The 24,113-nt window shown below is 62.5% G+C and carries 30 protein-coding genes and 1 other RNA gene; 12 read left to right on the top strand and 19 right to left on the bottom strand.

Features of this window, described 5'->3' with window-relative positions:
• Positions 1 to 14: 14 nt before the first annotated feature.
• From AC2FNZ_RS13285 to AC2FNZ_RS13250, 8 genes are all read right to left on the bottom strand, one after another.
• The gene (locus tag AC2FNZ_RS13285; RefSeq protein WP_496840929.1) at positions 15 to 695 is read right to left on the bottom strand and encodes a nitroreductase; all 681 of its coding nucleotides are present in this window, start codon (positions 693 to 695) and stop codon (positions 15 to 17) included.
• Between the two features lie 99 nt (positions 696 to 794).
• A complete protein-coding gene (locus tag AC2FNZ_RS13280; RefSeq protein WP_496840928.1) occupies positions 795 to 1,910 on the bottom strand; it encodes a TFIIB-type zinc ribbon-containing protein in 1,116 nt (371 codons plus the stop codon).
• A 6-nt stretch (positions 1,911 to 1,916) separates the two neighbouring features.
• Entirely contained in the window at positions 1,917 to 2,231 is a 315-nt protein-coding gene (locus tag AC2FNZ_RS13275; RefSeq protein WP_496840927.1) for a CPCC family cysteine-rich protein, read from the bottom strand.
• Between the two features lie 9 nt (positions 2,232 to 2,240).
• Entirely contained in the window at positions 2,241 to 3,389 is a 1,149-nt protein-coding gene (locus tag AC2FNZ_RS13270) for an SPFH domain-containing protein (RefSeq protein WP_496833957.1), read from the bottom strand.
• Positions 3,390 to 3,411: 22 nt separating this feature from the next.
• Positions 3,412 to 4,365, bottom strand: coding sequence for a DUF2927 domain-containing protein (locus AC2FNZ_RS13265; RefSeq protein WP_170340122.1), 954 nt, complete (start codon positions 4,363 to 4,365; stop codon positions 3,412 to 3,414).
• 13 nt (positions 4,366 to 4,378) lie between these two features.
• Positions 4,379 to 5,569, bottom strand: coding sequence for a toxic anion resistance protein (locus AC2FNZ_RS13260; protein WP_496840926.1), 1,191 nt, complete (start codon positions 5,567 to 5,569; stop codon positions 4,379 to 4,381).
• Between the two features lie 30 nt (positions 5,570 to 5,599).
• Positions 5,600 to 6,514, bottom strand: coding sequence for a 5-bromo-4-chloroindolyl phosphate hydrolysis family protein (locus tag AC2FNZ_RS13255; protein ID WP_496840925.1), 915 nt, complete (start codon positions 6,512 to 6,514; stop codon positions 5,600 to 5,602).
• A 177-nt stretch (positions 6,515 to 6,691) separates the two neighbouring features.
• Entirely contained in the window at positions 6,692 to 7,567 is an 876-nt protein-coding gene (locus AC2FNZ_RS13250; protein ID WP_093964740.1) for a pseudouridine synthase, read from the bottom strand.
• On the opposite strand from AC2FNZ_RS13250, the gene AC2FNZ_RS13245 reads away from it, so the two are divergent.
• Complete coding sequence (locus AC2FNZ_RS13245; RefSeq protein ID WP_496840924.1) at positions 7,566 to 8,036, top strand: nucleoside deaminase; 471 nt, start codon at positions 7,566 to 7,568, stop codon at positions 8,034 to 8,036. The two genes, AC2FNZ_RS13250 and AC2FNZ_RS13245, sit on opposite strands and share 2 nt — an antisense overlap.
• 7 nt (positions 8,037 to 8,043) lie before the next feature.
• On the opposite strand, the gene AC2FNZ_RS13240 is transcribed toward AC2FNZ_RS13245, so the two are convergent.
• On the bottom strand, positions 8,044 to 9,222 hold the full coding sequence (locus AC2FNZ_RS13240) for a M24 family metallopeptidase (RefSeq protein ID WP_496840923.1): 1,179 nt from the start codon (positions 9,220 to 9,222) through the stop codon (positions 8,044 to 8,046).
• The gene (locus AC2FNZ_RS13235) at positions 9,219 to 9,911 is read right to left on the bottom strand and encodes a metal-dependent hydrolase (protein WP_496840922.1); all 693 of its coding nucleotides are present in this window, start codon (positions 9,909 to 9,911) and stop codon (positions 9,219 to 9,221) included. Before AC2FNZ_RS13235 ends, AC2FNZ_RS13240 begins: the two co-directional genes overlap by 4 nt.
• 57 nt (positions 9,912 to 9,968) lie before the next feature.
• Here AC2FNZ_RS13235 and AC2FNZ_RS13230 point away from each other — a divergent pair, with 57 nt between their 5' ends.
• Positions 9,969 to 10,655: a ceramidase domain-containing protein gene (locus AC2FNZ_RS13230; RefSeq protein ID WP_496840921.1), complete on the top strand. Its 687-nt coding sequence runs from the start codon at positions 9,969 to 9,971 to the stop codon at positions 10,653 to 10,655.
• On the opposite strand, the gene AC2FNZ_RS13225 is transcribed toward AC2FNZ_RS13230, so the two are convergent.
• The 3 genes from AC2FNZ_RS13225 to AC2FNZ_RS13215 all read right to left on the bottom strand — a co-directional run bounded on the left by AC2FNZ_RS13225 (position 10,615) and on the right by AC2FNZ_RS13215 (position 12,307).
• The gene (locus tag AC2FNZ_RS13225) at positions 10,615 to 11,373 is read right to left on the bottom strand and encodes a class I SAM-dependent methyltransferase (protein ID WP_496840920.1); all 759 of its coding nucleotides are present in this window, start codon (positions 11,371 to 11,373) and stop codon (positions 10,615 to 10,617) included. The genes AC2FNZ_RS13230 and AC2FNZ_RS13225 overlap by 41 nt on opposite strands.
• 6 nt (positions 11,374 to 11,379) lie before the next feature.
• On the bottom strand, positions 11,380 to 11,943 hold the full coding sequence (locus AC2FNZ_RS13220) for a DUF4202 domain-containing protein (protein WP_496840919.1): 564 nt from the start codon (positions 11,941 to 11,943) through the stop codon (positions 11,380 to 11,382).
• A gap of 202 nt (positions 11,944 to 12,145) precedes the next feature.
• Entirely contained in the window at positions 12,146 to 12,307 is a 162-nt protein-coding gene (locus tag AC2FNZ_RS13215; RefSeq protein ID WP_496840918.1) for a hypothetical protein, read from the bottom strand.
• A gap of 227 nt (positions 12,308 to 12,534) precedes the next feature.
• Between AC2FNZ_RS13215 and gatC the strand changes: the two genes are divergently transcribed.
• The 5 genes from gatC (at position 12,535) to rnpB (ending at position 16,186) form a co-directional block, all read left to right on the top strand.
• Positions 12,535 to 12,822, top strand: a complete 288-nt coding sequence (gatC, locus tag AC2FNZ_RS13210; protein ID WP_005981734.1) for an Asp-tRNA(Asn)/Glu-tRNA(Gln) amidotransferase subunit GatC — start codon at positions 12,535 to 12,537, stop codon at positions 12,820 to 12,822.
• 3 nt (positions 12,823 to 12,825) lie between these two features.
• Positions 12,826 to 14,313 (top strand): Asp-tRNA(Asn)/Glu-tRNA(Gln) amidotransferase subunit GatA, encoded by a 1,488-nt coding sequence (gene gatA / locus AC2FNZ_RS13205; protein ID WP_496840917.1) that lies wholly within the window; start codon positions 12,826 to 12,828, stop codon positions 14,311 to 14,313.
• 40 nt (positions 14,314 to 14,353) lie between these two features.
• Positions 14,354 to 15,052 (top strand): hypothetical protein, encoded by a 699-nt coding sequence (locus AC2FNZ_RS13200; protein ID WP_093964748.1) that lies wholly within the window; start codon positions 14,354 to 14,356, stop codon positions 15,050 to 15,052.
• On the top strand, positions 14,991 to 15,758 hold the full coding sequence (locus AC2FNZ_RS13195; RefSeq protein WP_496840916.1) for an N-acetylmuramoyl-L-alanine amidase: 768 nt from the start codon (positions 14,991 to 14,993) through the stop codon (positions 15,756 to 15,758). The genes AC2FNZ_RS13200 and AC2FNZ_RS13195 overlap by 62 nt, the downstream gene beginning before the upstream one ends.
• Before the next feature lie 12 nt (positions 15,759 to 15,770).
• An RNA gene (gene rnpB / locus AC2FNZ_RS13190) (RNase P RNA component class A) lies at positions 15,771 to 16,186 on the top strand.
• A gap of 7 nt (positions 16,187 to 16,193) precedes the next feature.
• On the opposite strand, the gene AC2FNZ_RS13185 is transcribed toward rnpB, so the two are convergent.
• Genes AC2FNZ_RS13185 through AC2FNZ_RS13175 form a run of 3 tightly spaced genes read right to left on the bottom strand, consistent with a single transcriptional unit; the run spans position 16,194 to position 18,080 of the window.
• Entirely contained in the window at positions 16,194 to 16,565 is a 372-nt protein-coding gene (locus AC2FNZ_RS13185) for a GYD domain-containing protein (protein WP_496840915.1), read from the bottom strand.
• Between the two features lie 38 nt (positions 16,566 to 16,603).
• A complete protein-coding gene (locus AC2FNZ_RS13180; protein ID WP_496840914.1) occupies positions 16,604 to 17,497 on the bottom strand; it encodes a DUF2182 domain-containing protein in 894 nt (297 codons plus the stop codon).
• A complete protein-coding gene (locus tag AC2FNZ_RS13175; RefSeq protein ID WP_496840913.1) occupies positions 17,445 to 18,080 on the bottom strand; it encodes a DUF1326 domain-containing protein in 636 nt (211 codons plus the stop codon). Before AC2FNZ_RS13175 ends, AC2FNZ_RS13180 begins: the two co-directional genes overlap by 53 nt.
• Before the next feature lie 292 nt (positions 18,081 to 18,372).
• Between AC2FNZ_RS13175 and rpmG the strand changes: the two genes are divergently transcribed.
• Positions 18,373 to 18,540, top strand: coding sequence for a 50S ribosomal protein L33 (gene rpmG, locus AC2FNZ_RS13170; RefSeq protein WP_007799108.1), 168 nt, complete (start codon positions 18,373 to 18,375; stop codon positions 18,538 to 18,540).
• Positions 18,541 to 18,758: 218 nt separating this feature from the next.
• Positions 18,759 to 19,265, top strand: coding sequence for a lipoprotein (locus AC2FNZ_RS13165; protein WP_170340151.1), 507 nt, complete (start codon positions 18,759 to 18,761; stop codon positions 19,263 to 19,265).
• Between the two features lie 138 nt (positions 19,266 to 19,403).
• Here AC2FNZ_RS13165 and AC2FNZ_RS13160 read toward each other — a convergent pair whose 3' ends face one another.
• Together AC2FNZ_RS13160 and AC2FNZ_RS13155 are read right to left on the bottom strand one after the other, a co-directional pair.
• Positions 19,404 to 20,141 carry a Bax inhibitor-1/YccA family protein gene (locus tag AC2FNZ_RS13160; RefSeq protein WP_496840912.1) on the bottom strand — a complete coding sequence of 246 codons (738 nt, stop codon included), beginning with the start codon at positions 20,139 to 20,141 and terminating at the stop codon, positions 19,404 to 19,406.
• 173 nt (positions 20,142 to 20,314) lie between these two features.
• Positions 20,315 to 20,530, bottom strand: coding sequence for a DUF1127 domain-containing protein (locus tag AC2FNZ_RS13155; RefSeq protein ID WP_093964754.1), 216 nt, complete (start codon positions 20,528 to 20,530; stop codon positions 20,315 to 20,317).
• 127 nt (positions 20,531 to 20,657) lie between these two features.
• On the opposite strand from AC2FNZ_RS13155, the gene AC2FNZ_RS13150 reads away from it, so the two are divergent.
• Positions 20,658 to 21,539, top strand: coding sequence for a LysR family transcriptional regulator (locus tag AC2FNZ_RS13150; protein ID WP_093965049.1), 882 nt, complete (start codon positions 20,658 to 20,660; stop codon positions 21,537 to 21,539).
• 5 nt (positions 21,540 to 21,544) lie between these two features.
• Here AC2FNZ_RS13150 and AC2FNZ_RS13145 read toward each other — a convergent pair whose 3' ends face one another.
• Positions 21,545 to 22,501 carry an NADPH:quinone oxidoreductase family protein gene (locus AC2FNZ_RS13145; protein ID WP_170538117.1) on the bottom strand — a complete coding sequence of 319 codons (957 nt, stop codon included), beginning with the start codon at positions 22,499 to 22,501 and terminating at the stop codon, positions 21,545 to 21,547.
• A 301-nt stretch (positions 22,502 to 22,802) separates the two neighbouring features.
• On the opposite strand from AC2FNZ_RS13145, the gene AC2FNZ_RS13140 reads away from it, so the two are divergent.
• Positions 22,803 to 23,174 (top strand): helix-turn-helix domain-containing protein, encoded by a 372-nt coding sequence (locus AC2FNZ_RS13140; protein ID WP_093964756.1) that lies wholly within the window; start codon positions 22,803 to 22,805, stop codon positions 23,172 to 23,174.
• 44 nt (positions 23,175 to 23,218) lie between these two features.
• Positions 23,219 to 24,010, top strand: a complete 792-nt coding sequence (gene hisN / locus AC2FNZ_RS13135) for a histidinol-phosphatase (RefSeq protein WP_496840911.1) — start codon at positions 23,219 to 23,221, stop codon at positions 24,008 to 24,010.
• Positions 24,011 to 24,113: the final 103 nt, after the last annotated feature.

Genomic DNA, 24,113 nt, shown 5'->3' with positions numbered 1-24,113 from the left:
TTCTCAAAGTTCGCTTACTCGGTCGAAGCCCCGCGCCAGGTGACGAATTCGTCCAGCGTGGCGCGCTCGGTCCGGAATTGGTTGGCCGGATGATCGGCATCCGGATAGCCGAAGGAAATCGCGCACAGGATCAGCCGGTCATCGGGGATGTTGAAATAGCGGTGCAGGAACGGCCCATAGGCGGCCACCGCCGCCTGCGGGATCGTGGCGATGCCCAGGGCCTGTGCCGCCAAGGTGAAAGCCGTGACAAACCCGCCGCAATCCATCGCGCCATAGGGGCCGAGTTCCGCCGGGCTGGACAGGATGGCGCAATGCGGGGCACCGAACAGGTTGAAGTTTTCCATCATCTGCCGGGCCGACCCGGCGCGGTCACCCTTCTCAACGCCGACTGCCTCGTACAGGGCCCATCCGCAGGCGCGGCGCCGGTCCTGATAGATGCCGGAATAGCCGGTCGGAAAAGGCAGGTCGGGCTGCGCCTGGCCGGTCTCGGCTTCGGCCCGCAAGGCGCTGCGGAATGCATCGGTTTCTGCGCCACTGGTCACGACCACCTGCCAGGGCTGCGCGTTGCACCAGCTAGGCACCCGGGCAGCGCTGGTCAGGATCTGTTCGATGTCACCCCGTGGCACCGGATTGGGCCGGAAGGCGCGGCAGGAATGGCGCGCAGTCAGAAGCGTGTTCAGATCGGCCAGGGTCACGTCGTCCTCTCCTCCGGGGCAGCCGGCGGCAGGATGGGTGAGAAGCCGGGGATGTTCAAGGGGTTCCGCGGCAGAGTTTTCGGCGGCGGAACCCAGCGGTCATTGCTGTCCGGTCGCCACCAGATACCCGATGCCGGCCGCCGCCAGCAGGCCCAGCACCACCGCAATCGTGATCTTGATCGCCGACCAGGGCCGTTCGCCCTGCACCTGACCGGTGCGGCCGTTGACGACAAAGCGATAGGTCTGGCCGCGATACTTGTACGCGGCCATCCAGACCGGCAGCAGGATGTGCTTGAAGGTCACGTCGCGGATGTCGGTGTCGATCGAATGGATGCGCTGCCGATCACCGCCGATGTCAAAGCGGACGTCGCGCTCGATCACGCGGGCCATGTGGCCGCGGGCCTCCTGATAGCCTTGCTGCAGATCGACCGTATAGGCCTCGGCCCGGAACCCGGCCAGGTATTCGGGCTGATAGGGCTCGAGCGCGGGCAGGTCCCAGGGTTGCAGCGCGTCGGTGTATGATTTGGGTAGCGATTGCGAGGCCAGCACCAGCACGTCGTCGAAAAACCGGGCCACCCGGCCGGATTTCGGTGTCCAGCGCACCTTGGGCACCTGCTGCTGCACCCGCTTGCCGTCACGCATCACCGTCCGGGTTTCGTAATACACCACGCCCCGTTCGCCGCGATAGGCCGATTTTGTGTCGGCGTCGAAGGTCCAGTAGGGCACATAGATGCCCTGCATCCTACGGCCCTTGCGGGCATAGTCCTTGAGTCCGTTCGGCGCGAACCACAGCCGCCCCAGCCAGTCACTCATGGCCTTGTGTGCGGCGCGTTCGTCCAGCGCAAAGGGCAGTACGCCGCGCGGCTTGATGTGCCGGTTCACGCCGGTATCGGTCACGACCGGGGTGGCGCAGAACGGGCATTCCGCGGCGTGGGTGTTGGGGTCGAACTCGACTTGGGCCGCGCAGTTGGGGCAGGTCAGAACCCGCGTCTCTTCGATCTCGCTGTCGGGCAGGCGGTCGGCGATGGCCGCGTCGAAGTCCAGTTCGCGCAGGCTGGCGCCGCCCCAGGGGCCAGCCCCGATCGGTTCGGAATGGCCGCAATGGTCACAGGTCAGCGTGCCGGATTGCGGGTCGAACCGATAGTCCGCGCCGCAATTGTCACATGGAAAACGGTGTTCCGCAGAACCGGGTGGCGGGGCAATGGGCTGGGTCATAGGTGGTCACTTGTCGAGGGGAACGTGAAGATAGGCTGCGCGCTGCTCCTCGGGCAGGACATGCGGCAGCATCGCGGCCTCGCAGGCACCGATTGCCCTGAAATTCTCGCGCGCCTCGGCCAGTGTCAGGCCGTGGTTGGCGGCAGAGGGCTCGCGGGGGTTCTTGTCGTACAGAATGTCCTCGTCCTCCCAAAAGCAGATCGCGCAGATCAGATAGGCCCCGCGCTCGGCCAGGGTGACATACCCGCAGCACGGGCAGATGAATTGTGGCGGCTGCGCTTTGCGACCGCCTGTCTTTGAGCGTTTCCGCGATGCGGACATGCCGATGCCTCACGCCCCGGGCGGCGGAGGCGGCAGAATCGTGAACAGCTGCGCGAGTTCCTGCACCTCGCCCGCTTTCTTCCATCCGTCCTGACCGGGCGTCCACACGAAAGTGTCCCGCGTAATTTCTCCGTCGCTGGCCATGCGTCCCATCTTGGCCTTCGAGAACGGGCCGCTGGTCTGTCCGTCCACCGCGATATGCCAGACATGCTCGACCGGGGGTGGAGGCGGCGGGGCCACATGCGCGGCCGCTTGCGGGGCAGCGGGCGCGGGCGCCCCCCACGGGCCTGACGGCCGACCCGCTGCCATGTTCGACATCTGGTTCGCCATCGCCATCCCCATGCCCATACCAAGGCCAGCACCCATGCCACCGCCTCCGTTCGGGTTGCTGGCGGCCGCCGTCATCGCCTCGGCCGCCGAATACTGGGTGAATTTGCCCAGATCCCCCGCCAGCCCCATCGAGGTACGCTTGTCCAGCGCCGCCTCGACCGCCGGCGGCAGCGAGATGTTCTCGATGTAGAATTCCGGCATCTCGAGGCCGTAGCCGTCCAGCACGGGCGAGACCTCGGCCGCGATCAGCTTGCCCAGATCGGCGGTGTTGGCGGCCATGTCCAGAACCGGAATGCCCGAGCCTGCGATGACCCGGCTGAATTCCTGCACGATGATGTTGCGGATCTGAAAGCTGATCTCGTCCATGGTGAATTCGCCATCGGTACCCACGATCTCGACCAGGAAACGGGCCGGGTCCTTGACCCGGATCGTGTAGGTGCCATAGGCGCGGATCCGGGTCGGGCCGAATTCCGGGTCGCGCAGCATGATCGGGTTCTTGGTGCCCCATTTCAGGTCGTTGAACCGGGTCGTGTTGACGAAATAGATCTCGGACTTGAACGGCGACTGGAACCCGTGATCCCAGTGCTGCAGCGTCGTCATGATCGGCATGTTGTTGGTTTCAAGCATGTAGAGGCCGGGCGTGAACACGTCGGCCAGTTGGCCCTCGTGTACGAACACCGCCGCCTGGCCCTCGCGCACGGTCAGCTTGGCGCCATACTTGATCTCGTGGCCTTCGCGCTCGAACCGCCAGACCATCGTGTCGCGGGTGTCGTCCACCCAGTGAATGACATCAATGAATTCTCCGGTCAGAAAATCGAAAATTCCCATCTGGGTTCTCCTGTCATCGGGGTCAGAGCGACTGCCCCATCAATTCACGGGCGATGATCCGCACCACCGGCGCGGCCTCTTGCGCGGTCATGCCGGGTTTCAGGCGCGGATCATACAACATCGTCAGCAGCTTTTCGTCATGGCTGGTCAGCAGGGCGAATTCGTCATCATCGTTGAAGATCGACGGTCGTGCCCGAGGGCTGTCATTGGGCAAGCCCAGCCCCTGGGCGATTTCCTCATGGATGCAGCTCAGCCGCATCAAGTCAGGGTGCTCGGCCCGCACCAACGCAACCGCACCAGTGTAGGTGTTCGGTGCCCCGTTCGACGCCGAGGCAAAGACAAAGCAATAGAACGAGCGCGGTAAATCCTGAAACAGGTTCAACTGAGCCTGTCCGATACTGGGAAACAACTGGCGCAGTCGCGTTTGCACGAATTCCGTATCGTCATCGCCGGCGACGAAGACATGGAAGTTCGCGTTTCTGGTTGCGGTCGAGATCGGGTGGCCAGTCAAGGACGACATGCGTTCGGTATAGGCCCGGATCTGTGCCTTGTCGGCCGCGCGTTGGTCTAGTGGTACTGACGGCCCGAACTCTGCCTGTATTCGGACCGGGCCAGACCAGCGGCTTAGCCTTCCGCTGGTGCGTTGGCTGCTGCCGGATACGGCGGCGCCGGGATACTCGCTGTAGAACGCGATGGCTTCGAAATTCCGCGCCAAATCATCCGCATCAAACGGGGTGTCCGGCCCGCCACCGTCTGTACGCATCAGGCCGCGGGTCAACAGGTCGCGCTCGACGCGCTGATAATAACGCGCCAGATCCCGGCTTGCGGCCGAAGGTTCGACATAAGCATTGGCCAACTGCGGCTGGGACGGGCGCGCCTGCGGAGCAATCGAGGACTCGAGCGCGTCATCGCAATTGGCCAAGATCAGCAAAGCAGCTGCCCCCAACCCGTGCCCTAGAAATCTTCGAAGCCGCACCTGCAATCTCTCCTTAGCCCGGAACGGCGGTTCCGGCCGTGTCGCCCAGCCCGTCTTTCCGGGCCTTGGCCGAAGCCAAGGTGTCCCGCAGCTCGGCTTCCATCTTCTTCAGCTCTTCTTCCGCGGCGGCCCGTTTCGCCTTGCCTTCGTCAGCGATGGCGAGGCTTTCATTGATCGTGCCGATCAGATCCTCGTTGGCCTTCTTGACGGCTTCGATGTCGAACACGCCGCGCTCCATTTCCTCGCGGATCATCTTGTTCGACTGGCGCAGGTTAGCGGCGTTCGATGTCAGCAGCTCGTTCGTCAGATCGTTGGCGTCGCGCACGGCGGCAGCGGCCTCGGCGCTGCGCTGGATGGTGACCGCCTGTGCCAGCTGGGTTTCCCAAAGTGGCACGGTGTTGACCAAGGTCGAGTTGATCTTGGTCACCAGCGACTTGTCGTTTTCCTGAACCAGCCGGATCGAGGGCAGCGATTGCATCGTCACCTGCCGCGTCAGCTTCAGGTCATGCACCCGGCGTTCCAGATCGTCGCGGGCCGCCCGCAGGTCGCGCAGTTCCTGCGCCTTCATCACCTGCTGATCTTCCGGGGCGGCCTTCACCTCGGCCTCTTTCTCGGGGATGTCATGGCTGTCAAGTTCGGTCAGCTTCTCTTCACCGGCGGCGATGTACAACGCCAGTTCATCATAGAAATCCAGCGTCTTTTCATACAGCAGGTCCAGCGACTTGATGTCCTTCAGCAGCGTGTGCTCGTGCGACAGAAGGTTGTCGGTGATCCGGTCGATCTGATCCTGCACCTCTTCGTAGCGCGCGGTGAACTTTACGAAAGGCGCGGCGCGGCCCAGCAGTTTCTCCCACCAGCTGCGCTCGCGGCGCACGTCCAGTTCAGACACGGAAAAGCCGCGGATCGTGGTGACGATGTCGCGCAGGCTGTCACCGGCGGGGCCGACGTCCTTGTTGCGCACGTCGGCCAGCATTGCCTGGCTGATTTCCTGCAGCTCGGCCTGCGCAGCCGATCCAAAAGCAACGATCGAGTTGGTGTCGCCCATGTCGATTTCAGACATGCGCTTGCGGATTTCGGCACCCACCGGTTCGTTGGCTTCTTCCAATGGCACGATCTCGGAACTCGGCTCGGGCAATGAGACGGCTGCAACTTCCTGAACCAGCGTTTCGGCCTCGGCCGCCTTTTTCTTGATTTCGTCAGACATGAGAAGCTTCCCTGTTCTTGGTTTGGCCGGTCAGTCAAGCCGGACGCCTTCGCGCTGCAGCCTTTCGCGCAGCACGTCGATTTCGACCGTCAGATCACTGCGGTCATCCAATAGCATCTTTCGGGTGCGGGCCGAAAAATTCTGCTCGAGGTCGTCCAGCAGCGCCGAGTAATCGGACAGAGCCTGAGGGTCGCGGGTGCGCGCATAGACATCGGCAAACTTGATCGTCGCATCGCGGGCGCCCTGCAGATAGACGGTCAGGTATTTGCGGGCACCGGCCAGATCGCGCGGGTCTTCCTCGACCGTACGGAACAGGTCGCGGGCGGTAGTTTGGAACCGCTCGACCCGGGCTTCGATCCTGCGGTCGCCGGCCCGTTTGATGGCATCCGTCATTTGGTTCAGATGCGCTTCGGCATCTTCGACTACGCGGGCGACCCGGTCCTGTTGATAGGTGTCCACACCCTCCATGCCCTTGTTTTTCATCGGGTCGAGGCCGAAGGCGGCGGAATGCAGCGCCGTGGCCACGCCGCCGAACAAGACCGGCGCCAGCAGGCTGACCTGGCTGGCGGCCTCGGCATCCAAATAGTCGTTGCGATAGGCGGCCAGACCCACCCCCAGCCCGGTCAAAACGGATGAGAAGATCTTGCGTGGAAAGGCTGGGCGGCGCGCGGTGCGGCGCGCGTTGTAAGCATCCTCGGCCTTCAGCCCTTCGCGCAGCAGAAAAGCTGCAGCGGTCAGAATGCCGGCGGCGACCAATCCAAGGGTCATCCCGATCGCGCCGTCGTTCAGCGACAGAAAGACCAGCGGGATCGCCGGAACGAACATGACATTGGCGCGTGCGCCGACCGGGTTTACCCGGGCCCCATCGTATTGCCCGCGCGGGGCGGGCGCGTCGGCGTCAGACTGGCCGTCGGGGCTGAACTTTCCGCCGTATCGCTTGGCCATGGCGTCAGAGCCCTCCAAGCCAACCGGTGCAGACGCCGAACAACAGCACCAGCAGGGCCGCGTAGGCCATATTTTGCACTCCGGTCCCGGACATGACGTCCTCCAACTGCGGTTGTCCCCTTGAAAACCTAGGGGATCAAGGGGCTTGGCGCTAGGGGGAAGGTTCGATAACCCGCGTCAATTGCGTGATTTCTTGCCGACCGGTCTGCGGGATCTTTGAGGGCGGCTTGGGCGTTTCGCAGCAGCCGGTGGGGTTTCGGGTTCCAGCCCCAGCTGATCGCGCAGAACGCGGCGGCGGATTTCCTCGACCTCGCCGGGTTTGAGATTGCCCAGCTGGAACGGCCCGTAGGACACGCGCAACAGCCGGTTCACGGTAAAGCCGATGTCTTCGATCGCGCGGCGGATTTCCCGGTTCTTGCCCTCGCGCAGTCCGATCGTCAGCCATGCATTCGCGCCTTGCTGGCGGTCCAGCGTCACGGTCATGGGCTGGAACTTTTCGCCCTCGATCACAAGGCCCTGGCGCAGGGGGGCGAAATCCTCGTCCTTGGGGCGGCCGTTGATCCGCACCCGGTATTTGCGAAGCCAGCCGGTCGAGGGCAATTCAAGCTTGCGCTTGATGCCCCCGTCATTGGTCAGCAACAGCAGGCCCTCGGAATTCAGGTCCAGTCGGCCGACGCTCATGACGCGGGGCATGTCCTCGGGCAGATTGTCGAAGATCGTAGGGCGGCCTTTTTCGTCGCGGTTCGTGGTCACAAGGCCGGTTGGCTTGTGATACAGCCACAGACGCGCGGGTTCGGGCTCGGCCACGGGTTTGCCATCGACGGTGATTTTGTCGCTGGGCGTGACGTTCAGCGCCGGGCTGTCGATGGTCTTGCCGTTCACGGTCACGCGGCCGGCTTCGATCATGCGTTCGGCCTCGCGGCGCGAGGCGATGCCGGCGCGGGCCAGCACTTTGGCGATCCGGTCGCCAGGAGGAGGGGTGTTGCTCATGCCCTGCGCATAGCGCATCGGCGCGGCTTGCGAAAGGTGGGTTTCTGGGGCAGTCAGGGGCATGGTCTTCAAAACGCATATGGACAAGGCGCTGGAACAGGCGCGCGCTGCAGGTGATCGGGGCGAGGTTCCGGTGGGCGCGGTGATCGTGGCGCCCGACGGGCGGATCATCGCGGCTGACGGCAACCGTACGCGCGAGTTGCACGACCCGACCGCGCATGCCGAGATCCTGGCCCTGCGCGCCGCCTGTCGCGCCGTCGGGTCCGAGCGGCTGACGGGGCATGACCTGTATGTCACGCTGGAGCCCTGCGCCATGTGCGCCGCGGCGCTGGCGGCGGCGCGGATCCGGCGGGTCTATTACGGGGCCGACGATCCGAAATCGGGTGGCGTGGCGCATGGGGCGCGGGTGTTCTCGCACTCTCAGGCCCATCACAGGCCGGACGTCTATGACGGAATCGCGGCCGAGGACTGCGCCAGCTTGCTGCGCGAATTCTTTGCCGCGCAGCGCGACGGCGGCGGGCCTAAGGGCTGAGGCGCGCTCAGGCCGGTTTCACGACCAGTTCGCGGGGTATGTCGGCCAAGGGTTGCCCGCCCGTCGGCGTGACCACGAAGGTTTCGGTGATGGCCAGGCCCCAATCGGGTGTCCACAGACCCGGCATCAGGTGAAAGGTCATGTTGTCCTGCAGAACGGTGCTGTCGCCGGGGCGCAGGCTCATGGTGCGCTCGCCCCAATCGGGCGGATAGCTCAGGCCCACCGGATAGCCGGTGCGGTTGCCTTTGATGTAGCCGGCCCGGGCAAAGCTGTCATAGACGCAGGCGGCGATCTCTTCGCAGGTGGCGCCGGGGCGGGCGGCGGCCAACGTGTCCTCGATCGCGGTCAGGATCGCGGTTTCCGCGCGCCGGATATCGGCGGGTGGGTCACCCAGATACAGGCTGCGGCTGGCCGGGCAGTGATAACGGCGATGGCAGCCCGAGATTTCGAAATAGGTCGCCTCGCCCGGTGTCAGCGGACGGTCGTTCCAGGTGATGTGCGAGGCCGAGGCCTCGGCCCCCGAAGGCGCGATGGGCGCAATCGCTGGATAGTCGCCCGCAAGCCCCGGAAGCCCGGCGATGCCCGCCGCCTGAACCTCGGCCACGAGCACGTTCTTGGGAATCCCGGCGCGGAACCCGTCGCGCAGCACCGCGTGCATATGAGCGGTCAACTGACCGGCCTTGCGCATCAAGGCAATCTCGGCCTCGCTTTTGACCGCGCGCTGCCAGTTCACCAACCCGGTCGCGTCGACCAGCGCATCGCGGCCGAACGCGGTCTCAAGGATCCGGTGGCTGGCGGCCGAGTAGTAATAATTGTCCATCTCGACACCCAGGTGGGTCGTCCAGCCGCGCGTGCGCAGCAGCGATGCCAGCGACTCGACCGGGTGATGGTCGGGGTGCTGCACATGTTCTTCGGGCCAGTCGTGCAGGTCGGTGGGGTCCAGCCAGGTGGTTTGCGCCGCGCCGGGCTTGTCCTGCGTCCGGCCCCACCACAAGGGCGCGCCGTCGCGCGGGACGATCACCACCTGCGGGACGTAGAAGCTCCAGCCGTCATAGCCCGTCAGCCAGGCCATGTTCGACGGGTCCGCAACCAGCAGGGTCTCGACACCCCGCTGGGCCATCGCGGACCGGGTCTTGGCCAGCCGCGCCGCGTATTCTTCCGCCGAGAAGACCAGCGCGGGTGTCAAAGCTCGATCTCCTGCAGGACCTCGGGCTCGATGACGGTCACGCCCGGCAGCCCATCCGCCAGGTCTTTGGCGGATTGTTCCAGGATCGGAAAAGTCCGGTAGTGGCAGGGGATCACCGCCTTGAAGTCGAAATACCGCCCGGCGGCGTAAGCGGCGGCTTTCATGTCCATCGTGAAATAGCCGCCCGCCGACAAAATGCCGATATCGGGTTTGTAATAGTCGCCGATCCACTCCATGTCGGCCATGATCGTGGTGTCACCCGAGACATAGACCGTGTGACCATCGGCCGACAGGATGAACCCCACCTCGGACCCACCGGCGCGCGGGCCATCGGGTGTGGCGAAAGTCGAGCTGTGCGAGGCCGGCACCATGTCGACCTTGACCCCGTTCAGGTCGACCCGGCCGCCCTTGTTGAAGCCGATGGTCTCGATCCCTTCGGCCTCGGCCCAATGGGCCATGATGTCGTATTGGCCCACCACGGGAATATTCAGGCGTTTGGCAAGCGGCAGAACGTCGGCGACGTGGTCGAAATGCGCGTGGGTCAACAGGATATGCGTGGCGCCTTGGACGGCGGCCTCGTGCTGATCCTCGGGCAGCATCGGGTTGCCGCTGAGCCAGGGGTCGATCAGCAGGACTTGCCCCGCCGCGTGAATTCGGAAGCTGCCATGCCCCAACCAGATGATTTTCATGAAAGACCCTCCTGAAACCGGTTCAGGGTCAGCCTAGCATCGGCTATGTAAAAATCCATGGACTGGATGCGAGAAATCGACGGCTATTGCGAGCGCCTGTCGCCGGCCTATTGGGCCGAACCCGTAAACGCCGTGACCAACGCGGCCTTTCTGCTGGCGGCATGGGTGATGTGGCGGCGGGTGCGGGGGCAGGGTCTGCCCTTGGCCAACCTGCTGGTCGCCATTCTGGCGGTGATTGGCATTGGCAGCTATCTGTTTCATACCCATGCGCAGGTCTGGGCCGCGCTGGCGGATACGACGCCGATTCTGCTGTTCATCCTTGTCTATATCTTCGCGGTGAACCGGGACATCTGGCAGCTATCCACGCCGAAGGCGGCGGCGCTGACGGCCTTGTTCGTCCCCTATGCGGCGTTGACCATACCGGTGTTTCAGCTGGTTCCCGGGCTGGGCGGTTCGTCCGCATATGCTCCGGTGCCGTTGCTGATCCTGATCTATGCGTATCTTTTACGCGTGCGCAGGCCGCAATTGGCCCGGGGCCTGGCGGTCGGGGCTGTGATCCTGATCGCGTCGATCACTTTCCGCGTGCTCGATGCTCCGCTTTGCGCCCGCATCCCGATGGGAACGCATTTCATGTGGCACCTCCTGAACGCCACCATGCTGGGCTGGATGATCGAGGTTTACCGCCGGGCCATGACGGATTCGGTCAGTCCGGCAGACGCCGTGCCACGTAGAACCCATAGCTGACATAGTCGGAATAGGTTTCGTACAAATCAATCTCGGCCTGTTCGGCATCGACAAGCGCTTTGGCCTGCTCGGAATTGCCCTGCCGGTCGAGGAAGGCAGGGAAGCTGCGTTTCAGGGGGAGATAGTAGTTCTCCATCCAGCAGTCAGAGCCCAGCGGGAAATAGCCGACAGGTTCATAACCGGCGGTCTCAATCTGGCGGATCTTCCGTCCGGCGGTCGCAACTTCGGGATAGGCGGCATCCCAGTGCCGTGTCAGAGGTTCGGGGCGTTGATCGGTCAGCCAAGTCAGCTCGGACACGGCCAGGACACCGCCGGGTTTCAGGAACCGACGCCAGGCGTTCAAACCGTTTTCGAACCCCATGTTGTAGATCGCGCCTTCCGACCAGATCACGTCAAGGCTGGCATCGTCGAAGGGCAGGTCCTCCATCGACGCCTCAAGGGTGTGAACCCGGGCCGCCAGACCCAAGTCCTGTGCTCGCCTGTTCAACTTGGTCAGAAACTCCGGCAGGAAATCCACTGCCGTCACCGATGCGCCCAGATGGCGTGAAAGGCAGAAGGCCGCGGCTCCGGTGCCGCAGCCAATATCGGCGACCTTCAGTCCGGGATCGGCTTGTACACCCGCCAACTTCAACGCCATTTCCGTTGCCGCGTCGCAGCCGGGGCCTTGTCGGTCGTTGGGCAGGTGCAGGTCGATCAATAGCTGCATGTCATCGGTCATGACGCGTCAATCCTTGAAAGCGCGGGCCAGGTCTTCGGGCAGGTCGAACTCGTCCAGCACGCGTCGGCGCGCCTCGGCCGACATCTTGCGGGCGGTTTTTTCGACGATGCGCTGGATCTTTTCGTCCGAGTGTTTCGCGGCGAACGGCGCAAAATACCACTTCAGAAAGACAAAGCAGATCACGTCCTCCAGCGCCTGAACGTCGTCGTCGCGCTTGATGCCCTGTTTGCGCAGCATGCGGCGGGCGGCGTCGATCTCGGCCTGATCGTACCCGGCCTCGGACATCAGCTCGGCCACGACCTGCGCGTGATGCTCGGCCTGGGCTTTGCGCCACGCCAGATAACCCGCGCGCCCATCAGGGTATGCCGAGCGGGCCAGCTTCCAACGCTCGACATGCTGGCCGCGCGCGGCGATCTGCAACGGCTCGGAGGCGTCGGGGAACAGTCGATCCAACTCGGCGCTCATCCGTTCGCCATAAATCAGTGCTGCGGGGCGACCGTCTTCTTGGGTGGGATCGGCCGAATTGGCCGTATCAATTGCATCCAGAACCTTCTGCTTGCGCTCTGTCATGGCATCTCCTGCTTTGGCAACGGCACCTCGGGACATTTGGTCATGCTGACCTGACACTCTTGAGTGAATGAACGATAGGGCACCGTGCTTCAACAAAAAAAGCGCCGACCCATTCAGGGCCGGCGGCGCCACGAGGGCAGGTGCAGGATCGGGGCGGAAAAAGGGGGGAGAACCGGCCCGATCCAACAGGGAAGCGGTAGGGTTAGTTGCGGAGCGAAGATTTCTCCTGGCTCACCTGATCCGAGGGGTGCTGATCGGGGAAGGTCAGCGTCGGTGTCAGGTCGCCCATGGGAACCCCCAGCGCGAGGGCCGGCGCGGCAGCGGTTGTCAGAACAACGGACACAGCAATCAACATGGGTTTCATGATTATTCTCCGGACTGAACTGTTTCGTTCAGTACATAAAGTAACTTTTTGCGCCGGCTTCAATCGTCAAAGTGAACTAATCCGTTCACTTTTTTGCATAGCGGGTATTCAAAATTGTTTGGCTTGGCGGCAACCGCGTGGGCTTTGGGCAAATCGCTGTGGCTCAGTGGTCTTGCGACTGCTGCATCAGACGGGTAAATGCCCCTGTAACGCATATGAGGTTTCCCATGTCGATTGACCAAAGCACCGCCGCCAAGGTGGCCAAACTGGCCCGGATCAAGGTCGAGGATGACGCGTTGCCCGCGCTGGCCTCGGAATTCAATACGATCCTGGGGTTCATCGAACAGCTGAACGAAGTTGACGTCGAAGGGGTCGAGCCGATGGTCTCGGTGACGCCGATGCGCCTGAAGCGGCGCGAGGACGTGGTGACCGACGGGAACATGCAGGACAAGATCCTGTCCAACGCCCCCGACGCGCGCGAGGGCTTTTTCGCGGTTCCCAAGGTGGTGGAGTAAGACATGTCCGATCTGAACAAACTGAGCCTTGCCGAGGCCCGCGACGCCCTGCGCAACGGAGATGTGACCTCGGTCGAGCTGACCGAGGCCTGCCTGAAGGCGATCGACGCAGCCGATGTCCTGAACGCTTTCGTGCACAAGACCCCGGAAATCGCGCTGGAGCGTGCGAAGGCTGCAGACGAGCGCATCAAGGCGGGCGACGCGCCTGCCATGTGTGGCCTGCCGATCGGCATCAAGGATCTGTTCTGCACCAAGGGCGTGCCGTCGCAGGCTGCGTCCAAGATTCTGGACGGGTTCAAGCCCGAATACGAATCCACGGTCTCGCAGCAACTGGCCGATGCGGGCGCGGTGATGCTGGGCAAGCTGAACATGGACGAGTTCGCCATGGGTTCGTCCAACGAAACCTCGGTCTATGGCAATGCGGTGAACCCTTGGCGGCGCGGCAATGATGACGCGCAGCTGACCCCGGGCGGTTCCTCGGGTGGTTCGGCGGCTGCCGTCGCAGCCGATCTGTGCCTTGCGGCGACCGGAACCGACACCGGTGGCTCGATCCGTCAGCCCGCCGCCTTTACCGGCATCACCGGCATCAAGCCGACCTATGGCCGTTGCTCGCGCTGGGGCATCGTGGCCTTTGCGTCCTCGCTGGATCAGGCCGGGCCGATGACCAAGAACGTTCGCGACGCGGCCATCATGCTTGAGGCAATGTGTGGGCACGACCCGAAGGACTCGACCAGCGCCGAGCTGGCTGTTCCGAATTTTGAGGCCGTGCTGACCGGAGACATCAAGGGCAAGAAAATCGGCATTCCAAAGGAATACCGGATGGACGGCATGCCCGCCGAGATCGAAAAGCTCTGGGCCGACGGCGCCGAGATGCTGCGCGACGCAGGGGCCGAGATCGTCGACATCTCGCTGCCGCACACCAAATACGCGCTGCCCGCCTATTACGTAATCGCGCCCGCCGAGGCGTCGTCGAACCTGGCGCGCTATGACGGCGTGCGCTATGGCCGCCGCGCGACGTTGGCGCAGGGCGATGGCATCACCGAGATGTACGAAAAGACCCGCGCCGAGGGCTTTGGCCACGAGGTGCAGCGCCGTGTCATGGTCGGCACATACGTTCTGTCGGCCGGTTTCTATGACGCCTATTACAACCGCGCCCGCAAGGTGCGGACCCTGATCAAGAAAGACTTCGAGGACGTCTTTGCCGCAGGTGTCGATGCGATCCTGACCCCGGCGACACCTTCGGCGGCGTTCGGTCTGGGCGAAATGACCGAGGCCGATCCGGTGCAGATGTATCTGAACGACGTGTTCACCGTGACCGTCAACCTCGCGGGTCTTCCGGGTATCACGGTTCCCGCCGGTCTTGACGGGCAGGGATTGCCGCTGGGGCTGCAGCTGATCGGTCGTCCGTGGGAAGAAGGTGACCTTCTGAATACCGCTTACGCGCTTGAGAATGCCGCCGGGTTTGTGGCCAAGCCGGGCAAATGGTGGTAACCCTCAGGCAGCGGTAACAACGCGAGGACGGAGCAGTTCCATGCGCAAAATGCTTCTCATTCCGGCCTTCGGGTTCGTCGCGGCTTGCGATACCGTGGCGCCAGTTACGGACTCCGGCTTCAACACGCCGCAGTATCAGGCCGAACGCGAGGCGCAGTTGGCCGGGCAGGGCGCAGCAGGCAACCCGCTGCTGCCGCCCCCGGCCATTTCGCAGGAGCAGTTGAATGCCGAAGCCGGTCCCGCCCCCTTCACGACGGGCGACAGCGCCACGGACATTGCCAACCAGACTGCGGCTGCCTTGGCGAGCACATCGGCGCAGCCGACTGCACCGGTGGCCGTAAGCTCAAACGGCATTTCGAACGAGCAGGATTTCGCAGCGGTCTCAAGCAGCCGCAGCATCCAGGATGATGCCGCGCTGATTCAGCAGAACCGTCAGACATACGAGGTTGTCGCGCCGACGGCGGTTCCTCAGCGCGGGTCGGACGGACAGCCCAATATCGTCCAATATGCTCTGACCACGACCAACCCAGTAGGCACACAACTCTATAGCCGAGCCGGGTTCAATTTGCAGGCCAAGGCACAACGCAATTGCGCGGGCTACGCATCGCCCGACCAGGCCCAGATCGATTTCCTGGCCAATGGTGGCCCCCAGCGCGACCGCAAGGGTCTGGACCCGGATGGCGACGGATTTGCCTGCGGCTGGGACCCCAGCCCGTTCCGCAGTGCTGTCGGCAACTGAACTCTCGCCGATCTGGCACCCATCCCCCAATTTCGGCCCCCGCCGAGATGGGTTGAAGCCATCTGTGGTGGTGCTTCACTACACCGCGATGAATAGCGCCCAAGCCGCGCTCGAGCGTTTGTGCGACCCGGTCTCCGAGGTGTCGGCCCACTATCTGATCGGCTGCGACGGAACCATCTGGCAGATGGTCCGTGAGGAAGATCGCGCCTGGCACGCCGGCGCAGGCGCGTGGCGGGGGTTCTGCGACATCAATTCCCGCTCCATCGGGATCGAACTCGACAATCGCGGCGATCATCCTTTCTCCGACCCGCAGATGGCGGTGCTGGAAAACCTGCTTTCACACCTGCAAGAGCGGTTGGGGATCAAGCCTTGGAACGTTATCGCCCATTCGGACATGGCCCCCGAGCGAAAGTTTGATCCCGGTCCCAAGTTTGATTGGGATCGTCTCGCGCACCAGAAACTGGCGGCCGGGCCATCCGTTCTGAAGGGTATATGCCTTGATGAAATGCCGCCAGACGACGAATATTTTGCGTTCGTTGCCATGAAAGCCGGGTATCCCAAAGCCCCTACCGCTGACCTGCTGAAAGCGTTCCGAAGCCGGTTTGCCCCATGGCGGCGCGGGCCACTGTCCAAGAAGGATATGGGCGACATCGAACGACTGGCTGGTTTGATGGAACACCTTGACGGTATTCGGGTGGACGTTTAACCCGGCAACCGCGCGGAGGGCCGGATGGCCGCTGGGGCTCAGGCCCGAGAGGAAAGTCCGGACTCCACAAGGCAACGGTGCCGGGTAACGCCCGGGCGGGGAAACCCGACGGAAAGCGCCACAGAAAACAGACCGCCATGACGGATCGGAGGTTCGCCTCTGGCACATCGTGGCAAGGGTGAAACGGTGGAGTAAGAGCCCACCGCGCCGCTGGCAACAGCGGCGGCACGGCAAGCCCCACCGGGAGCAATGCCGAATAGGGTCCCCGCGCGGGCCGGTCGGCGTCAGCCGATACCGCCGCTAGGCTCGCCTTGGCCGAGAGGGACCGGGTTGGCAGCTCGAGCCGTGCAGCAATGCTCGGCCTAGAGGAATGGTCATCGAAGGGGGCAACCCCGGAACAGGATCCGGCTTACAGGCCCTCCGCGCGTATTTTCTTCATCCTCCGGGCGGTGTGTAGGCCGCGACCAGTTTCGAGGCCTTCTCGGTGATGGCAACAAATTCGTCGGCCGACCAGGCCCGAACCGTTTCGACCCGCGAAACCGCCCCCGAAGCCGCAACGGCCATACCAACGGCTACAGCATCCGTTCCGTCCGGAGCTTCGCTGATGACCACCACGTCATTGCTTCCGGTCGTCACGTAGAACGCCAGCAGTTTGCCGCCTACCTTCTCCAGCAGCGCCGCCACCGGCCCGGTGCGGTTTTCCGGTTTCTTCAGCATCCCTTTGACACCGGCGTTGGAATAAGAGGCATAAGTGATGAAGACAGGCATGACGATCTCCTCGTGAACGAAATGTACAGAGCGCTCCAAGTGGCCGGCTCCTTGGCCCGGAAGACAGGCTTGCCGCATCAAACCAATGCGGCGATCAACACCCAGGCTCCCAATCCGAACAAAACGACACCGACGACCGGCGTCAGCCATCCCGCCCGGGGCAACAGCTTCTCCAAAGCGACGTAGACGGCGATTGCAACGATCCACCAAAGGTTCATGATGCCGCCGACGAACAGCAGCGCCATCAAAGCCCAGCAGCAACCCAAGCAGTAAATTCCGTGCAGGGCGCCACATCGAAACGCACCCCAGTGCCCGGGCCGGTTGTGGCGGATCAGAAAGGCAGCCGGGCTCTGGCAATGGCGGAGGCACGCGTATTTCAACCCGCTGAACTGATACATCCCGGCAGCGCACAGAACGATGCCCGCCAGGATCCCGGACCGGATGGTCATCATCGGACCATCCATCGCCCCGATCTGTTGCAGGCCCCATTGCAGTCCGGTTGCCCCAAGGCTGAACACGGCCCAGGCAAAAAGATACCCCGACAGAAAGGCCAGTCCGAAGCTGGCGCTGCGCTGCCTGTCGGGCCCAACCCGTTTCAACGCCACAAACAACAGCGCAGTTGGGGCCGCGCTGGGTGTCATCATCGCGACCATCATCACCCACCACATCGCAAAGACCAGTGCGGCGTACCAAAGCGTCCAGACGTTGCCGGCACCCATCGACATGGGCTGGCCAATTGGACCGGCCATCCGAGTCATCTCGAGGGCCGACATCTGCATTCCGACACCGGCGACTGTGTACCAGACCGCACCCGAAACGATCAGAAGGACGCTTCCGGCGACAATCAGACGTTCTTTTCGCAGAACTCGCTCGAGGCTGACCGATCGGGCAGGGCGGGCCTGATCTGACGCGTCTGCGCTATGGCCCGACAACGCCGTGACCCGAGATATTGAGATGCGCCAGATGGGCATGTGAGGACTCGAAGGTCAGGTTTATGGCTGAACCGCTTGTCCTGGCCGTTCCCGAGGCGACCTCGGCGTGGCGGTATTCGAAGCCATGTGGCAACTGGATCGACGCGCGGTGCGGTTGGCCCGAGACGATATGGGCGATCGGCTTGACGTCCACATCGAACACGTTCTTGACCTTCGCGTAGCCGGTCCGGTCTTCGCGGCTCCAGTTCACATCGATTCCAGCAAACAGCGTCTCATGCTTGGTCGGCGCCATGGCGCTGTAGACATACCACATGGTGGCCATTTCATCGGTGTCCTCACCGGACATGATGGCCTGCAGGGCGGCACGCTGATCGGCGTCCGCCCGTTCGTCGATGATCAATTGCATCTGCCCGTTGCCCTCGTGAATCGGGCCTGGCCAGTGGTAGACACCCGCGGCGCGCAGGCCGGAAAGATCCGTGTCCCCGTAATGGCCGCTTGTGATGTCAAAGACGACCACGGCCTCGCAATTCCCGTGACTGGGCAGGCTGCTGAACTGGCAGGGGCAACCGAAATCACAGTTGCAATTGGCCAGCGTCTCGCCCTGAAGTTTCCATTCTGTCATGATTTCCCCCAAGCAGACGTACAAGAAAACTCTGCTGACAGAGGGTCTTGCCCGGTTTCGCTGCCTCACGCCGCACAACGTTGGAAAGCGGCGCTCTGGGATGCTGTTATGCGATCATATCACGAAACCGTGATCTGTCCAAACCGGGCGCTGATCCACTGCACGTCGGATCCTGTGTTTTGTGTTGAAACACCGCCGATTCCGGTTGACTCGGGCGCGCGACCGGGTAAAAGCGCACGCTCATAGGAATTCAACCGAAAGGCCCCTGCCTTTCCGGACGCAGGAGATAACCATGGCGAAGCCGACGACAATCAAGATCCGTCTGAACTCGACCGCGGGCACGGGCCACTTCTACGTGACCAAAAAGAACGCTCGCACCATGACCGAGAAAATGACCGTTCGTAAATACGACCCGGTCGTTCGGAAACATGTCGAGTACAAAGAAGGCAAGATCAAGTAATCTGCCTTTTTCGACGCGAAAGCTTAAGGGGTTCTGCTTCGGCAGGACCCTTTTTCGTTGTTTTGACCGGGTCGTGTGGCCCTCAAGCCGCCTGAGCCGGCCGTTTCGGGCCGTTGCAGAGGCGCATCAGGCCGGCAGGTATTCTGAGTGGTGTTGGCTTGCTTTTTTGCCCCGCCTGCCAGTACGGTTCAGCAAACCGCCACAAAATGTTGAGCGCCATGAAAAAAATCTTGTTGCCCGCAATCGCCATTCTGACACTTTCGGCCTGTGAGGACCCGTTCAACCGCCAAGGCGTCGGGTTCACCGGCATTGATGGCGAACCAAGAACCGTTTCGGACGTCAAAGGCGCCGTTGCCTTTGTTCCGCCTGCTACGAACGTCCCGGCTGAGTTGGCTGAATTGCCGACCATTCAGGCCAGCACTGACAAGACAGAATTCGACAAGGTCGCTGGCGTTGCCATCGACAATGGCGGACGGTCCGACACTACTGCCGTTCAGTTGACCGGCAGCAGCAGTACCATGTTCCTGAGCACGGTGAGCGTGAACGGAACCCTGTTCGGCGTGTTGCGAACCGAAAACAACAGCACCAAGGTGGACAACTCGGTTGGGGCCGCGTTCGGCAGCCAGACCGAACGCTTTACAGGCTGTCTGCCTGCGGGCGACGTATACCGCAAAGGCGGCTCGTCGCGCAGCTCGGGTTTCGCGGTTCCGCTGAACTGCAGCTGATCGGATCTGTTGCAATTACAATGATGAAAGGCCCTTGCCATTAGGCTGGGGCCTTTTTCTTTGGGCTGGCTTTGCTTGCGCGGAACAAAAAAGGGCGGGCCTTGCGGGCCCGCCCTTTGATTTGGTGTTCCGGCAGTCTTACTCGCGATTGCCGAGCAGCTGCAGCAGGAACATGAACATGTTGATGAAGTCCAGGTACAGGTTCAGCGCACCCATGATGGCGGCCTTGCCCAGCCACTCCTGATCGCCCGCATGGGCCATCTGGATGTAGGTGGTCTTGATCTTCTGGGTGTCATAGGCGGTGAGGCCCGCAAAGATCAGAACGCCCAGGATCGACACGGCGAACATGATGGCCGGCGATTGCAGGAACAGGTTGATCACCATGGCCACGATCAGGCCGATCACACCCATCATCAGGAAGGTGCCCATACCGGACAGGTCCTTCTTGCTGACGTAACCATACAGCGACAGACCGGCAAAGGCGATCGAGGTCACCAGAAAGACCTGGGCGATCGAAATGCCAGTGAAGGCCACGAAGATCCAGCTGAGCGACAGGCCCATGACCGCCGCGAAGGCGTAGAAGAACAGTTGGGCGCCAGCTGCGCTGAGGCGGTTGATGGCCGCGCCGAAGGCAAACACCATGATCAGCGGAGCGAACATGACGATCCAGCCCAGAATGTTCGGGCTAAGGGTCACCGGATCGCGGAACACCGACAGCAGCTGCGGGCTGGTTCCTACAGCCCATGCAACCGCAAAGGTGATCAGCATGCCCACGGACATCGTGCCGTAGACCTTGTTCATGTGGGCGCGCAGGCCCTCGTCAATCTCGGCAGCGCGCGCGCCAGTCGCCGTCCGGATCGTATCGAATTGTGCCATAGAGGTCTCCCTTGAATTCAGCTTTCAGCCCCCGGTTGCGGGGCGATTTCCCTGCAAATATCGGAGAGTGTAGCGCATGTTTCAAGGGTTTTGGGGCCAAAACTCAGCAATATGGTCAACAATTTCAGCGCCGCTTTGGAAGGTGGCGCTGAAATCCGTTGCAGGCCGTGCATTCAGGGCCGCTTGCGCCAGGTTTCGGGCGCGTCCCAGAACGGGCGGGATGCTTCTGTCAGGGCCTCTGATCGGGTGATCCCGATGTCTTGCAGGGCGCGGTCATCCAGCCGGGCTAGCTCCCGCCGTTGATGAGCGGCCGCAAGCATTCGCTGAAGCCAATTGCCCGTTTTGATCGATGCCGAGGCACAGGGTCGGTGTGCAGCGATTTGGGTCATGACTTGTGTCCTTTCATCGGTCTGTGATGTAAATATGTTTTCTTATCAGCTTCCTTGAACTATATGGCGGGTTGTGGCATATTTTAAAAATGAATGTTTTTGAATTCATCCATAAGGATTATTGATGATGCGGAACCTAGACATCACCACCCTGCGCTCATTCGTGGCGGTCGCGGACCACGGGGGCGTAACGCGTGCCGCAGGTTTCCTGCATCTGACACAGTCGGCTGTGTCCATGCAGCTGAAACGTCTGGAAGAGCTGTTGGGCCTGGAATTGCTGGACCGGTCTGGGCGCACCATCGCGTTGACGGCCTCTGGCGAACAGCTGTTGGCTTATGCCCGGCGAATGGTGGCGTTGAACGACGAGGTCATCTCGAAGCTGACCGATCAGGCCTTTGAGGGCGAGGTGGTGCTCGGGGTGCCGCACGATATCGTCTACCCGGCCATTCCACGGGTTCTGCAGCGGTTCAATGCCGACTTTCCTCGCGTGCGCGTGCAGTTGGTTTCGTCTTATTCCATCCAGTTGAAAGAGATGTTTCGGCGTGGCGAATGCGATGTGATTCTGACGACCGAGGCTGCGAATTCGGATGGCGGAGAAACCATTGCAGAGCTGCCCCTGCGCTGGATCGGCGCGTCAGGAGGCTCGGCTTGGCGGCGGCGGCCGCTTCCGTTGGCGCTGGGTCGGCGCTGCCTCTTCCGGCCTCAGGTCATTGCCGCCTTGGATGCAGCAGGCATTCCATGGGAGCTGTCGGTCGAAACCGAGAACGACCGCACGATCGAGGCTACCGTCAGCGCGGACCTCGCCGTCCACGCCATGCTTGAGGGGACCGAGGCGGCACATCTGGAGAAGATCGATTCAGGTGGGGTTCTGCCCGAATTGCCGGCGCATATGATCAACCTTTACGGAGGCGATCAGGGGCGCGGCGAAGTGGTGGAGGCCCTCGCTGCGCTGGTGCGGCAGAACTTCCACATGCTTGGTGGTACACCACTGCGCGCCGTGGTGGGCTGATCCGGTCAGATCGTGATGACGACTTTCCCGGTCGACTTTCGTGCCTTCAGCAGAGCCATGCCTTGCGCCACTTCGGACAACGGCAGGGTGTGGCTGATATGGGGCCGGATGCGTCCCTCGGCATGCCAGGCAAAGAGGGTCTCAAAGCTGTTGCGAACGACCTCGGGCCGGAACCTTAGATAGCCACCGATGTAGAACCCGATCACGGTCAGGTTCTTCACCAGCAAATGATTGGCCGGTATCTGCGGGACTTCACCGCCGGCAAAACCTATTGGCAGCAGGCGGCCTTCGGGATTGGTCGCCCGGAAGGCAGCCTTGAACACGTCGCCACCGATGGCGTCATAGACAACGTCTGCGCCACCCAATGCCAGCACGCGCTCGCGCAGATCTTCGTTTGCGTCGATCAGGTGATCGGCCCCGGCCGCGCGGGCGACCGCCAGTTTATCGGCGCCACGGGCCTGTGCGATCACCGTCGCGCCCATAAGCTTGCCGATCTCGACCGCCGTCAGCCCGACCCCGCCGGCGGCACCGGTTACCAACAGAGTCTCGCCCGGCTGCAGTCGCGCCCGATGGTCCAGCGCCATATGGCTGGTGCCGTAGGCGATCTGGATGGCTGCCGCGTCTTCAAAGCTGCACGACTGGGGGATGAGTACGGCACGGTCGGCGTCAAAAACCCCGAATTGCGACAATCCGCCCTGGCCTGAGTATACCGCGACCCGGTCTCCGGGCTTCAGATGGCTGACCCCTGCGCCGACCGCGTCTACGACCCCCGCAACCTCAAGCCCCAATGTGAAAGGGGCCGCTGGCGTATCCTGATACGTGCCCTTCTGCATCAGAAGATCGGCAAAGTTCAGCCCGCAGGCGCGAATGGCCACGCGGATCTGGCCTTCGGCGGGTGCGGGCACGGGGATCTCGCGCAATTTCGCCTGCTCTCCGGCAGACTGGATCTGGTAGGCCAGCATCTCAAATCTCCATGTTGGCGCCATTGATCGGGGCCGCCCCTGACTTGTCAATCATTCCGGAAGGGAACGGCCGGGGCGTCTTTGTCGCACTGGCCAAATCGTGCACAACCGTAAACCTTCCTTCGGGCGCGCAGATTCAACCATCTTGAAAATTTTCCAAAAAGCGGCAATATTGCTTGTCAGTGCTGTTTCGGGGGGCACGTTCCGTAATAGAGAGTTTTTTACAAGCGTCTCGCTAGTGTGCGGTCATGGTTCAGTTAGCGTTTTCCCGGGCGGTTGTGTGTAACAGAGGAGAATACCAATGACCCATCACGTCGATGTCCATGTGGGCAAGCGCGTACGGCATCGCCGCTGGTTGATTGGCATGACGCAGCAGCAGCTGGCACAGCAGGTCGGTATCAAGTTCCAGCAGATCCAGAAATACGAAACCGGGGCCAACCGCATCAGCGCATCACGCCTGTGGGACATTGCCGAAGCTCTGGACGTTCCGGTCAGCTTTTTCTTTGAAGGTCTGGAGGACGCCCAGAAGGAAGATTCGGGCAAAAAATCGGTTCCTGCTGATCTGATGGGCGACAAGGAAGCGTTGGATCTGGTTCGGTCCTACTACGCGATCCCGGAAAACCAGCGCCGGCGCCTGTTTGAGCTTGCGCGCGTTCTCAGCGACGTGGCCTGAGACCGGGGCTTGACTTCGCACAGGGCTGAGCGCACCAGTGGCGCATGACCAAAGCCTCTGCAAGTGATCTTGAAGTTGCCGAGAAAATGGCCGACGCAGCGCGTGCGGCCATTTTGCCGTATTTTCGCCAGTCGAACCTTGAAACCTCAAACAAGCTACAAGGCGGGTATGACCCGGTGACTGTGGCCGATCGCGCAGCCGAGCAGGCCATGCGATCCGTTCTGGCCGAGCTGCGCCCCGACGACGGCATTTTGGGTGAGGAGTACGGTGCGGTCGAAGGCAAATCGGGGCGAACTTGGGTGTTGGACCCGATCGACGGCACCCGCGGTTTCGTCAGCGGCACACCGACATGGGGCGTTCTGATCGCGCTTGGCGACGATAGCGGGCCGATCATGGGGGTGATTGACCAACCCTATATCGGCGAACGGTTTGTGGGTCATGCAGACGGTGCGTTCATGACCGGTCCTCTGGGCAGAACCAGCTTGTCGACCCGTCGGACGGATGCCCTGCGGGACGCAATCCTTTTCACGACATTCCCCGAAGTTGGCACGACCGCCGAAGGAGACGCCTTTCGCGCCGTGGCCGGACAGGTGCAACTGACGCGCTACGGCATGGACTGTTACGCATACGCGCTGCTGGCGGCCGGGCAGGTCGACCTGGTGATCGAGGCCGGACTGAACGCGTATGACATTCAGGCCCCGATCGCGGTGATCGAGGCGGCTGGCGGCGTTGTGACCGACTGGCAGGGCGGGCCGGCCCATCACGGGGGGCGCGCACTGGCGGCTGCGAACCCTGAAATCCACACCGCGGCCCTCAAGATTCTGCGCGACTTCTGACGACGGTTGCCGCTGCGGCCGCGATTGATTAGGGTCGTCGCGCCGGTTCTTGCGCCCGTTTTCCACCGGCACACGCATTTCTGGCATGAGGCGGGCAGATGCA

The organism is Ruegeria sp. SAZA006 (assembly GCF_059613465.1).
The sequence above is the reverse complement of the archived record's forward strand: the minus strand, read 5'-3'. Positions and strand labels throughout refer to the sequence as shown.